Origin of the sequence: Streptomyces sp. NPDC057474, from assembly GCF_042802555.1 — a bacterium.
Lineage (GTDB): Bacteria > Actinomycetota > Actinomycetes > Streptomycetales > Streptomycetaceae > Streptomyces.
The window spans coordinates 1-11,839 of sequence record NZ_JBHVDX010000095.1 but is presented as its reverse complement, the minus strand read 5'-3'; the positions used below and the strand labels follow the sequence as shown (position 1 = coordinate 11,839).

Sequence of the window (11,839 nt, the reverse complement as noted above, 5' to 3'; positions counted from 1 at the left end):
GGGAGAATCAGGGCCGGGGCCCGGAGGTACGAAAGTCAGCGAGTGCCCGGAAGGCAGCGCGGACTGGGAGGTTCGGCACCCATGGCTGCCTCCGATCCGTGATGTGACTGTGCCCGGCACACGCTCTCGGCGCAGGCACGGAACCCGACCTCATGAGTGTGCCGCTTGTTGCGTCATTACGCAAATAAGCCCGGGCAGACCAGCCTGCATGAGTGGAGGGAAGACCGGCCCGCCCGGGGGTAACGGGGTGTACAGGCGCTACGGGTCGACGTCACGGCTGCGGATGGCCTTCAGGGATTCCCGTCGTTCCAGGACGCGGACGTGGACGTCGCATACGGCAGCCACCAGCGGGCGGCCGACCAGGTTGCAGCCGGAAGCCATGGCCAGGTGGTGTGCGCCGACCACAGGTACGGCGAGCAGGTCCGCCGGGGTGCACGTCAGCGGGGAGTTGCGCGCCTGCGGCCAGGACGTCGCCCGCCTCGCAGTGCCGACCGACCACCGTCACCCGGGCCGGGACGGTGGTGCTGTGCCGTCAGGTCCAGGGCCTTCTCACCAGGGCAGCTGGCCTAGCTTCGCCGCGCCCTCGAAGTCGGGCTGGCGCCCATCGACGGCCAACTGGCCTTCATCGTGTGTAGTCGCGTCCGGCAGTGCACGGCGGCCCGCAATCAGGGCATCGCGGCCGGCGCGGACATACCCAGCAGTGCCTGTGTCGCCGCGTGCCGCGGATCGATGAAGACATCGGCCGTGTGGCCGGACTCGACGACACGGCCCGCCTCCAGGACGGTGACGGTGTCCGTTCGGTCTGCGATGAGGGGCAGGTCGTGGCTGATGAGGACGAGGGTCGTGCCACGCCGCTCGCGCAGGTCGGTGAGAAGGTCCATGATCGCGTGACCCGTGTCGGGGTCCAGCGCGGAGGTGATCTCGTCACAGATCAGCACCTCGGGCTCGGCGGCCAGTGCTCTCGCGATGGCGACGCGCTGGCGCTGCCCGCCGGACAGCTCGTGGGGGTAGCGGCCGGCGAAGGCGGGCGGCAGGCCCACCTGTTCCAGGAGGTCGGCCACTCGTTCGCCGACCTCCCTGGACGCACAGCGGCGGTGCAGCCGCAGCGGGCGGCCCACGGCGGCGCCGACGGTGCGGCTCGGGTTCAGCGCGCCGAGCGGGTTCTGCGTGACGAGTTGCAGTCCGCATCGCTGTGCGCGGGTGCGTCCGCGCAGGCCGGTGCTCAGGCCTGTGCCAGCCAGGTGGATCGTGCCGGAGGTGCTGCGCTGGAGTCCTACGACGGTGCGGACGAGCGTGGTCTTGCCGGAGCCGGAGACACCGACGATGCCGGCCGCGGAGCCGGCGGTGACGGTGAGGTCGACGCCGGTGAGGGCGGGCGTTCCCCGGAAATTCACGTGCAGGTCCCGGACTTCGAGGGCGGGTGCCCTCGTATCGGCCGTCGGGGGGACTGGGGCCCGTACGGCGGGCGCGAGCCTTAGTGGCGGCACGCGGATGCCGAGTTCCACGACGTCGTCGGCGAACCGCTCGACCACAGCGGGGTCGTGGCAGGAGAACACGATGGCGAGGTGGTGTTCGCGGGCGAGGTGGTGCAGCAACTGGCCGATCTCGTCGCGCAGTTCGGGGTGGAGGCCGGCGGTGGGCTCGTCCAGGATGAGGATGTCGGGGCGGCGGGCCAGGGCGCGGGCGAGGGCGACGCGGCGCTGCTGGCCGCCGGAGAGGGCGCCGGGTCGGCGGGCGGCGAGTCGGCCGTCGTCGGGGAGTCTGACCTCGGCGAGGAGTGCTGCGACTGCCTCCGCGCTGCGGTCTGAGGCGAGTTCGCGGACGAGGCTGCGGACGCGCATACGGGGGTTGAGGCCGGAGCCGGGGTCCTGGCCGACGTAGGCGAGCCGGGTGCCGCGCAGGGCGCGCAGTTCCGGGTCGGAGAGGGCGAAGACGTCGTGGCCGAGGACGTCGACGTGGCCGGCGGTGCGTGTCGTACCGGGGGGCAAAAGGCCGGTCAGCGCGCGCAGCAGGGTCGTCTTCCCGGCGCCCGAGGGGCCGGTCAGGGCGACCAGCCGGCCGGGGCGGACGGTCAGGGACGCATCGCGCAGCAGGAGGCGACCGTCCGGCGCGGTCACCGTCAGGTCGGTGACCTGGACGGCAGGCGGGTCGCTCGGCGGTCCCTCGGGCTTCGCGTACCGGTCGGGCGTGTGGCTCACAGGACGGTCACCGCCTTCCGGCCGGTCTGGGGGGCGAGGGCGGCGGCCGCGAGGTTGACGCTGAGGGCGAGCAGGCCGACGGCGATGCTGGGGGCGACCACGGACCAGGGGTTGAGGAGGATGCCGGGAGAGTTCTCACGGATCATCAACGCCCAGTCGGCGGCCGGGGGTTGCGGGCCCACCTGGAGGAATCCGGCGGTGGCCACGAGGTACACGGCCGCGACGAAACGCAGCCCGAACAAGGCGAGCAGGGTGGCGCGCAGGTTGGGCAGGATCTCGCGGACCACCAGGTACCAGAGGCGTTCGCCACCCGCTGCCGCCGCCTCGACATACCCGGTCTCGGCGATGGGGGCCGCCGCACTTGCCGCGAGCCGGACCGCGTAGGGCACGCCGAGCACGACAGCGGCGGCGATGACGGCGAGCCGGCCGCCGTCGGGCCAGGACAGGGTGACGAGGAGGATGCCGAGGACAGCCGGGAGCAGCATCATCAGGTCGGCGGTCCGCTCTACAAGTCGTCCGACGAGCGGGCGTACGGCACCGATCGCGCCGAGGATCGCGGCCGTACCCGTGACCAGGGCCGCGACGAGCAGCGAGGACAGGACGAGATCGCGTCCACCGGCCAACAGCCGACTCAGCACGTCCCGGCCCAGCTGGTCGCCACCGAGCAGGGTGCCGTCCGCGCCGGGCTCCGCGTAGGGCACGGCCACCGGAATGTCCACGGCGTGCGGGACGATCCAGGGGCCGATCAGGGCGAGACCGATCAGGAGGATCGCCGGCAGGACACCCAGGGCGACCCTCGTGCGGGATGTCTTCGTCGTCGGCCTCCCCTCGCTGCGGGACGACTTCGCTGTCGGCTCGGCGTCACGGCCGGACGTCGTCATCGTCGTCCTCCCGTCACCGCGGTACGTACCAGGTCGGCCAGGAGCAGTACTCCGGTGATGACGGCGCCGGACAGGGCCGTGACGCCGGCGATGACCGGGCTGTCCCGGTCGGTGACCGCCGAGGCGAGCACCGATCCGATGCCGGGGTAGTTGAAGATGGTTTCGACGACGACCGCGCCGCCGAGCAGCATGCCGGTGGAGGTGGCGAGGCCCGCGGCGATGGCGGGCAGGGCGCCGGGCAGTACGTGGTGGGTGAGGACGCGGTGGGGCGGCAGTCCGTCGAGCACGGCGGTCTCCACGTGCGGAGCGCGGGCCTCGTCAGCGAGCGCGGCTCGCACGATCATGGTGTTCCAGCCGACCTGAGGGATGGTCAGGGCGAGGGCGGGCAGCACGAGCATGTCCCAGGAGGCGGGGGTTCCGTCGACGCCGGTGAGGGTGACCGCGGGCAGCCAGCCGGTCCACAGGGACAGCACCAGGACCAGGGCGACGGCCACGACGAACTCCGGCAGGGCGAGGACCGCGGTCGCCGAGCCCGACACGGCCCGGTCCAGGCGTCCGCCGGGCTTCAGAGCGGCCCAGCAGCCCAGGGCGAGGGAGAGGACCGCGGTGAGCAACAGGGCGACACCGCCCAGGAGTAGGGTGTTGGGGAAGGCGGCGGAGACCAGGTCGGTGACCTTCTCGCCGCGCGCGGAGATGCCGAGGTCGCCGGTGGGCAGGCCGGTCATCCAGTCCCAGAAGCGTTCCAGGACAGGGCGGTTGAGGCCCAGCAGCTCGCGGCGCGCAGCGAGGTCGGCCGCGCTCTCACCGCGTTCGGAAGTCGCGTTGGCGGCGTCGCCCGGGAGTAGCTCGACGGCGACGAAGACCAGCGCGAGCAGGAGCGCCAGCAGAGCCGCGCGTTTCAGCAAAGCGTTCCCGGCCCGCGCCAGGAACAGGACGGATGCGCGGGTCGACCGCTTCTCCGGGACGGTTGGAGAAGCGGCCGGTGCGACGGGGTCGGAGGTCAACTGGCCAGCCATGCGCCTTCGAGCTGCACCCTTCCGTATCCGGGCAACTTCGGCAGGCCGTGCACCTTGGCCCCGGCGAGGTCGATACCGTCGGCCATGCCCCACAGGAGGTAGCCGGAGCTGTCGTACTCGATCTGCTGGAGCTGTCCCAGGAGTTGCGCGCGCTGGGCGGCATCGGCGGTGCCGATGGCCTTCTCGTAGGCCGTGTCGAACTCGGTGGACTTCCACCCGGCCTCGTTCTGGCCACTGTCGGAGACCATGGTCTTGCTGGCGAAGAAGACCACGGAGTCGTTGGTGCCCCAGTAGGTGGTGTAGAGGTCGCCCTTGAGCCAGGTCTTGTCCCAGAAGACGGCCGACTCCTGCTTGACGACCTTCACCTTGACGCCGGCCTCGCGGACCTGGGTGGCGAAGAGGGTGGCCGACTCGGCGAGGCCGGCTATGTCCTCGGTGGTGAACAGTTCGTAGGTCTTGGAGGTGTCGAACTTCGCCTCCTTCAGCAGCTCCTTGGCCTTGGCGAGGTCGCGGGCACGCTGCGGGATGCTCTTGTCGTAGGCGGGGTCGCCGGTGCCGAGGATGTCGTTGGCGACGGTGCCGTAGCCGGACAGGACCTGCTTGACCATGGCTTCGCGGTCGACGGCGAGGCGCAGCGCCTCGCGCACCTTGGGGTCGGCGAAGGGGCCGTCGGCGGTCCGCATGACGATCGGCATCGCCATGTCGTTGGGGCGGCGCACGGTCTGGATGTCCTTGCGGGACTCGGCGGTGCGGGCGGCGACGGCGCCGACGTTGGAGGCGAGGTCGATCTGCCCGGCCAGTAGGGCGTTGGCCATGGCCTGCGGGCTTTCGAAGATCTTCACCTCGATGGCGTCGAGGTACACGTCGCCGCCGTACCAGTCGTCGTTGCGGACCAGGCGTGCGTTGCCGGTGCGGAACCAGTCGAGCTTGAAGGGGCCGGTGCCGGGCGCCTTCGCGATGTCCTTGTCGGCGGTGCCGTCGGGGATGACGAAGGTGGTCAGACGGGTGAGCAGCGGCAGTTCGGCGTTGGCGTAGTCGGAGACCAGGACGACGGTGTCGGTGCCCTCGGCCGTGATGTTCTTCGCCTGGATGCCGGGCAGCCGGGAGGCGCCGGCGGGGGTGGCGCGCAGGCGCTTGAGGGAGTAGACGACGTCCTTGGCGGTCACCAGGGACCCGTCGTGGAACTTCGCCCCCTGGGCGATCTTGAACTTCCAGGTCTTGAGGTCCGCGGACGGCGTCCAACTGGCCGCCAGCCGGGGTTCGGTGTTGGGCTTCGTACCGGGCACGGTGAGCGTGTCGTATACGAGGCTGATGATCAGGTAGTCGCTCTCATTGGCCTGGGAGCCGTGCGGGTCACGTGTGATGGCAGCGGCCCGGCCGAGTGCGCCGACCCGGAGGGTGCCGCCCTTGCGGGGCTTGGCGGAGCCGGTGGCGGACCCGGTCGGTTCGGCGTCATCGCCGCTGCCGCAGGCGGTCAGCAGGGCGGTCGCACCGACGGCGCCACCGGCCCACAGGAGTTGACGTCTACTCAGGTCCACTTTGTCCTCGATTTCACGCGTGGCTCGAATGCTTAGGTTTGCCTATCCTGAATCACGCTGATCGCACAAGAGGGCACACAGTGTGATTCTGATCAACTTAGGTAAGCCTTGCCTACTTCTTGTGATTTGGCTATGTTTCCGTTCGGTCAACACGGCCTCTTCATCGACAGAGGCCCACCGCCCGCCCCTCACCCGCACCGGAACGGACGGTTCACCATGCCGACGGCAGCCACGCCTGTACGTCAGCTTCACCCCCACGCCGTGACCGAACTGCTCACCACGGCCCGCACGCTGCTCGACGCCTTCGACGGCGTCTCCACCCACCCCGCACTGCTCGTCCAAGTCCCCGATGCCGCCGCCAGGTTGAGCGACGACATCCGACACGCCTGCCGTCCTGTCGACACCACGGACGGGCTGTTCGTGCTGCGCGGCCTCCCGGTCGACGACCAGGCGATCGGCCTCACCCCGGGCCACTGGTCGACCGCCGAAAACGCCGGCGCGCTGCACGACGTGGTCCTGCTCCTGCTCTCCACGGTGATGGGCACGCCGCTGGCCTGGGAGGGCCAGCAGGACGGCCGGTTCGTGCACAACATCGTCCCCTCCCCGGGACACGAGGAGGCACAGACCGGCGCCAGCAGCAGCGTGCTGCTCAGCCCGCACACCGAGGACGCCTTCCACCCCGGCCGCGCCCATCTGCTGGTCCTCGGCTGCCTGCGCAACCCGGACGCCGTCGCGACCACGGCCGCCAGCATCCGCCGGGTCGAACTTGACGCGCAGGACCAGGAGTTGCTCAGTCGGCCGGTGCTGCCGATCCTGCCCGACGACGCCTACGCCGAGGCACAGGGCTACGACGGCACCCCGCCACCCGTGCCGACGCTGTGGCAGTCGCCGGACGGGCCGACCCTGCGCTTCGACCCCGCCTACACACCCCTGGACGAGGCCCCCGAGGAACACCGCGCGGCCTACGGCCGACTGGAGGCCGAGCTCTCCCGCGTCTCCGTGGCCGTGGCCCTGACGCCTGGAGACATCCTGGTCGTCGACAACGACCTCGTCGTCCACGGCCGGGTCCCCTTCCAGGCGCGCTACGACGGCACCGACCGCTGGCTGAAACGTTCCTCCGTGCGCGTGCCAGGCCGTCGTACCCGTCCGCAGGCCGAACGGTTCGAGCACGGCTACGGCCAGGCGGCCATCGAGGCGTTCGCATGACCGACATCGACGACACCGACATCGCGCAGACGAGGAGCACCATGGCGTCCGACGACACGACCCTGCGGATCCTCAGCACCAGCGACGTGGCCGGCATCGACATCACCCTGGCCGACGTCGTCTCCGTCGTCGAGCAGGCGTACCGCACGCTGGCCGACGGCAAGTCCGACAACCCGCGCAAGCTCACCGTCAAGCCGGAGGACGGCCACTCGGTGGCGTACGCGATGCTCGGCCGCGACGGCGAGCGGGGCGTCGTCGCGGTGAAGACGTCGTACAAGCACGGCCTGCACGAGGACCGCGACAAGCAGCACTACTACACGACGCTGACCCTGTACGACGACGAGAGCGGGCTACCGGTCGCGATGCTGGACTGCGGCCGGGTCGGCGCGCTGCGCACCCCGGCGGTCTCGGCGCTGCTGGCCCGCGAACTGGCCGTGCCCGGCGCCCGCAACGCCCTGGTCATCGGCACCGGCACACAGGGGCGCCTCGCGCTGCCGTTCCTGCTGACCACACTGCCGGACCTGGAGCGGCTGATGCTCTTCGGCACCCACCCGGACGGCATCCGGGCGGTGCGCGAGCAGCTGAACACCTACTTCCCCGACCGCGAGCTGGAGATCGTGACCGACCTGCGCGCGGCGGCCGGCGACGCGGACATCGTGCTCGCCACGGCCGGCCCCAACACTCCGGCATCCGTGGACGCGGAGTGGCTCAAGCCCGCCGCGCTGTCCGTGCTCATCGGCTACGGCATCGGGCCCTCGACGCTGCACCGGGCCGACCGGGTGATCGCCACCAGCGCGGCACAGATGCGCGTCACGGGCGTGGATATGGCCGACGCGGACGGTCAACTGCGCGATGTGGACGCCGAGTTCCCCGAGGTGCTCGCAGGCCGTGCCGAGGGCCGTACCGACGCGGGGCAGCGGATCTTCGCCTACAACAGCGGGCTGGTTGTCACCGACATCGCACTGGGCCACCGGCTCGCCCAACTGGCCCTGGACCAAGGGCTGGGCACGGCGGTGCCGCTGTGGAGGTGACGACGCCGCTCCCCTCGCACACGACGCCCGAGGTACGGGCCCTGCTCACCCACCCCTTGCTGGACGAGTTGAGTCACGGACTCGGTGGCCCGTACCACGTGCTGTTTCCCGAGCACTTCGACGCGAATGCGGCCGCCTTCCGGAAAGTCTTCGCCGAGACGGGCGTGGACGGTCGCGTGTACTACGCGAAGAAGGCCAACAAGGCCGCTGCCTACGCCGAACGGGCGGCGGTGACCGGCCTGGGCGTGGACGTGGCGAGCCAAGGGGAGATGCGCGAGGCGCTGGCGGCCGGGGTACGCGGCGAGGACCTGGTGGTGACCGGTCCGGCCAAGGCGGACGACCTGCTGCGGGTCGCCGTGCTCCAGCGCGCGCTGATCGCGGTGGACGCGCTGGACGAACTGGACCGGCTGACCGCCCTGGCCGGTGAACTCGGCCGTACGGCAAGGGTGTTGCTGCGCCGGCTGCCTCCGGAGCAGCCGCACAGCCGCTTCGGCCTGGAAGACGGAGAGCTGGAGGCAGCCCTGCGGCGATGTGCCGACGGGCCCGTCGACATGGAGGGGTTCAGCTTCCATCTCTCCGGCTACGCCGTCCGCCAACGCACCGACCTCGCCGCCGAGTTGCTCAGCCTGTGCACGCGCGCCCGGGCTCTCGGACTGCGCGCCGACCGGATCAGCATCGGCGGCGGCTTCACCGTCGACTACGTGGCGGCGGACGACTGGCGACGCTTCGAGGAGAGCCGACGCTCCGAGCACTTCCACGCGGAGAAGTCCTTCGGGGGCTTCTATCCGTACCACTCCCCCGTCGCGGGCGCCGACGCCCTGCGTACGATCCTGACGGCCACCCCGACGGACCAAGGCACCACGCTGGCCGAGCTGTTGCGTGCGGCCGGTGTCACCCTTCTCGTCGAACCGGGCCGGGCGCTGATGGACCAGGCCGGGTTCACGGTGTTCCGCGTGCAGGGCGTGAAGGAGCGCGACGGGTACGCGATCCTGACCGTGGACGGCAGCAGCCTCAGCCTGTCGGAGCAGTGGTTCGACAGCGAGTTCCTGCCGGACCCGGTACTCGTGCCTGCCGATTCCCGTCCGGTCGCGGACGCGGGACCGTACCCGGCGTGCGTGGGGGCCGCGACCTGCCTGGAGTCGGACATGCTGACCTGGCGCAAGATCCCCTTCCCGGTGCGGCCGTCGGTCGGTGACCTGCTCGTGTACCTCAACACGGCGGGCTACCAGATGGACTCCAACGAGTCGCCGTTCCACGAGCTCCCGCTGCCCCCGAAGGTCGTCGTCGAGCTCTCGGGATCCCGTTTCCGCTGGCGCCTCGACCGCCCTCCCCACTGAAGACACTGACGACACAGAAGACCACGTGAAGACCACAGGAGCCCCCATGGACGACCCCCTGTACCGGCCGCCCATCGTGCGGCAGGTCTCCGAACTCATCGGCGCCACCCCGCTGTTCGAGCTGGCCCGCACGGAGAGCGACGCCCGGCTGCTGCTGAAGCTGGAGCAGTTCAACCCGACCGGCACCGCCAAGATACGGATGGCCCGGCAGATGGTCATCGACGCCGAGGAGCGCGGCCTGCTGCGCCCCGGCGGCCGGATCATCGAGTCGACCTCCGGCAACACCGGGCTCGGCCTGGCCGTCGTGGCCGCCGAGCGCGGCTACACCTTCACCGCCGTCGTCGACCACCACGCCGCCGTCGACAAGCTGCGCGCGATGAAGGCCCTCGGTGCCGAGCTGGTGTACGTCGCCGACGACGGGGACGAGGAACTGGCCACCGCCGCCCGCGAGGAGTTCGCGGAGAAGATGGCCGCCGAGTTGGACAACGCCTACTTCACCGAGCAGCACAACAACATGGCGAACGGCGTGGGCTACCACCCGGTGGCCCGCGAACTCCACGCCGCGCTGGACGGCCGTATCGACATCCTCATCGGCGCGGTCGGCACCGGCGGCGGGCTGTTCGGGACCGGGGGCCCGCTGCGGGAGACCGTCCCCGGGGTGCGGATCGTCGGTGTGGAGCCGAAGGGCTCGATCGCGTTCGGGCCGCCCGCGCACGACTACCACCAGTCAGGAACCGGCACGCCCGAGGGGGCGACGATCGGGGTTATGGTCGACTACTCGCTGCTGGACGAGGGCGTGAAGGTCGGCGACGTCGAGGCGTTCGCCACGGCGCGGGCCGTCGCCCGGCGCACCGGACTGCTCCTCGGCGGCTCGGCGGGCGGAGTCGTGTACGAGGCCCTGGCCCGGCTCTCCGCACTGCCGCCCGGCACGACTATGGTCGCGTTGATCAACGACGGCGGGGAGAAGTACATGGACACCGTCTTCGACGACGACTGGATGGCCGCCCGTGACCTCCTCTCCCCCCAAGTGGAGCGCGAAGTCGACGAGTTGCTGACCAAGCTCCGCCGACTCCCCACCTCGCCGGACCCTTCGCAGGAACAGAACTGATGCAGCCCGCCCTCACCCGCCTCCTCACCGACGGCCGTGCCCTCGCCACGCTCGCCGTGCCGCTCGCGCTCACCCAGCTCGCCCAGGTCGCGCTCACCACCACCGACACGATCATGATGGGCCTGCTCGGCACCGAGGCCCTGGCGGCCGGCGGCCTCGCCATGGTGATCTTCAACCAGTTGCGCACCATGGGCGTCGGCCTCGTCACGGCCGTCGGCAACCAGGTCGCCGCGGCGGACGCCCGCGCCGAGACGCGGGGCACGCAGGCGGAGGGCGCCGAGGCGGAGGCCGCTCGCGAGGAGGTCCGGGACCTCGTCCGGGCGAGCCTGCTGCTGTCCACGCTCGCGGGTCTCGCGGGCGCGCTGCTGATGGTGCTGATCGGGCATGCCGTGGTGTTCCTCGGCCAGGACGCGGACGTGGTCGCCGCGGCGAAGCCGGTGCTGTACACGATGGCGCCCGGCCTGGTGCCCTGCCTGTGGTTCCAGGCGATACGCCAGTTCACGGTCGGCATGCGCCGCCCCCAGGCCCTGCTGCGCATCACGATCGCCTCGATCGCCGTCAACGCGGGTCTCAACTGGGTCTTCATACATGGAACTTGGGGCCTGCCGAAGCTCGGCCTGCCGGGCATCGGGCTCGCGACGAGCTCGGTGTACGCACTGTCCTTCCTCGCCCTGTACCTCTCCGCCCGCCGCGATCCACGGCTGGCGCCGGTGCTGTCGCTGAGCATCTGGAAGACCCGCCCGGCCACCCTGCGCCGACTGACGGCACTCGGCACGCCGATCGCCGCCACCTACGGTTCCGAGGCGGGCTTCTTCTCCGTCGTCGCCCTGCTGGTGGGCAGCTTCGGCACGGCCGCGCTGGCCGCGCACACCGCCGTCAACCAACTCGTCTACATCGTCTTCCAGATCGCCGTCGGCCTCTCCCACGCCGCATCCCTCGGCGTCAGCCGTGAACTCGCCCTCGGCAACACGGGGGCCGCCCAGCGACTGAAGTCGACGGCCCTGGCCTGCGCCGGCGCGGTCATGGCGGTCGTGGCGGTCGTCTACGTCGCTCTCCCGGGCCTGGTGCTGGCACCGTTCTTCGAGGGCGAGAGCCGGACGGCCACCGACCTCGCCACGAACCTCCTGCTGATCGCTGCGGTGATGCAGTTCTTCGACTGCGCCCAGAACATAGGCGTCGGCCTCCTACGCGGCCTCGACGACACCAAGGGCGGCTTCCGCGTCACCCTCGTCGGCTACTGGCTCGTCGGCCTGCCCGCCGCCGCACTCCTCGGCTTCGCCACCGGCTGGGACACCGTCGGCATCTGGCTGGGCCTGCTCATCGGCCTCGCGACCACCGCACTGCTCCTGCTGCGCCGGTTCAGGCAAGGCATCGAACATATAAGCGAGGCCACCCCGGCCTACTGATCGCGACCGTGACCGCCCCGGTCGGCGTGTCCGGAGCGGTGTTCCTCCTCCCCGTCCAGCTGAGCGTCTTCGGCGTGCCCAACCCGGCCGTCACCCCGACCAACCTGCTGTTCAACGT

The 11,839-nt window shown here is 71.0% G+C and carries 9 protein-coding genes and 2 pseudogenes; 6 read left to right on the top strand and 5 right to left on the bottom strand.

The window, feature by feature from the left end; translation table 11 throughout:
- Window positions 1–258 precede the first annotated feature (258 nt).
- The 5 genes and pseudogenes from ACFU53_RS25165 to ACFU53_RS25145 all read right to left on the bottom strand — a co-directional run.
- Window positions 259–532 (bottom strand): annotated as a pseudogene (locus ACFU53_RS25165) (diaminopimelate decarboxylase); the annotation flags it as partial.
- Window positions 533–665: 133 nt separating this feature from the next.
- Entirely contained in the window at window positions 666–2,198 is a 1,533-nt protein-coding gene (locus ACFU53_RS25160) for an ABC transporter ATP-binding protein (protein WP_383996528.1), read from the bottom strand.
- Window positions 2,195–3,079 carry an ABC transporter permease gene (locus ACFU53_RS25155; RefSeq protein WP_383996526.1) on the bottom strand — a complete coding sequence of 295 codons (885 nt, stop codon included), beginning with the start codon at window positions 3,077–3,079 and terminating at the stop codon, window positions 2,195–2,197. The genes ACFU53_RS25160 and ACFU53_RS25155 overlap by 4 nt, the downstream gene beginning before the upstream one ends.
- Entirely contained in the window at window positions 3,076–4,095 is a 1,020-nt protein-coding gene (locus ACFU53_RS25150) for an ABC transporter permease (RefSeq protein WP_383996523.1), read from the bottom strand. Before ACFU53_RS25150 ends, ACFU53_RS25155 begins: the two co-directional genes overlap by 4 nt.
- Window positions 4,080–5,633, bottom strand: coding sequence for an ABC transporter substrate-binding protein (locus tag ACFU53_RS25145; protein ID WP_383996520.1), 1,554 nt, complete (start codon window positions 5,631–5,633; stop codon window positions 4,080–4,082). Before ACFU53_RS25145 ends, ACFU53_RS25150 begins: the two co-directional genes overlap by 16 nt.
- A gap of 261 nt (window positions 5,634–5,894) precedes the next feature.
- On the opposite strand from ACFU53_RS25145, the gene ACFU53_RS25140 reads away from it, so the two are divergent.
- The 6 genes and pseudogenes from ACFU53_RS25140 to ACFU53_RS25115 all read left to right on the top strand — a co-directional run.
- Window positions 5,895–6,839, top strand: coding sequence for a TauD/TfdA family dioxygenase (locus ACFU53_RS25140; RefSeq protein WP_383996517.1), 945 nt, complete (start codon window positions 5,895–5,897; stop codon window positions 6,837–6,839).
- Window positions 6,836–7,870: an ornithine cyclodeaminase family protein gene (locus ACFU53_RS25135; RefSeq protein ID WP_383996514.1), complete on the top strand. Its 1,035-nt coding sequence runs from the start codon at window positions 6,836–6,838 to the stop codon at window positions 7,868–7,870. Before ACFU53_RS25140 ends, ACFU53_RS25135 begins: the two co-directional genes overlap by 4 nt.
- Complete coding sequence (locus ACFU53_RS25130) at window positions 7,867–9,207, top strand: alanine racemase (RefSeq protein ID WP_383996512.1); 1,341 nt, start codon at window positions 7,867–7,869, stop codon at window positions 9,205–9,207. The genes ACFU53_RS25135 and ACFU53_RS25130 overlap by 4 nt, the downstream gene beginning before the upstream one ends.
- Window positions 9,208–9,253: 46 nt before the next feature.
- A complete protein-coding gene (locus tag ACFU53_RS25125; RefSeq protein WP_383996509.1) occupies window positions 9,254–10,315 on the top strand; it encodes a cysteine synthase family protein in 1,062 nt (353 codons plus the stop codon).
- The gene (locus tag ACFU53_RS25120; RefSeq protein ID WP_383996506.1) at window positions 10,315–11,721 is read left to right on the top strand and encodes an MATE family efflux transporter; all 1,407 of its coding nucleotides are present in this window, start codon (window positions 10,315–10,317) and stop codon (window positions 11,719–11,721) included. The genes ACFU53_RS25125 and ACFU53_RS25120 overlap by 1 nt, the downstream gene beginning before the upstream one ends.
- Window positions 11,718–11,839: pseudogene (locus ACFU53_RS25115) on the top strand (sulfite exporter TauE/SafE family protein); the annotation flags it as partial. The gene ACFU53_RS25120 and the pseudogene ACFU53_RS25115, both read left to right, overlap by 4 nt.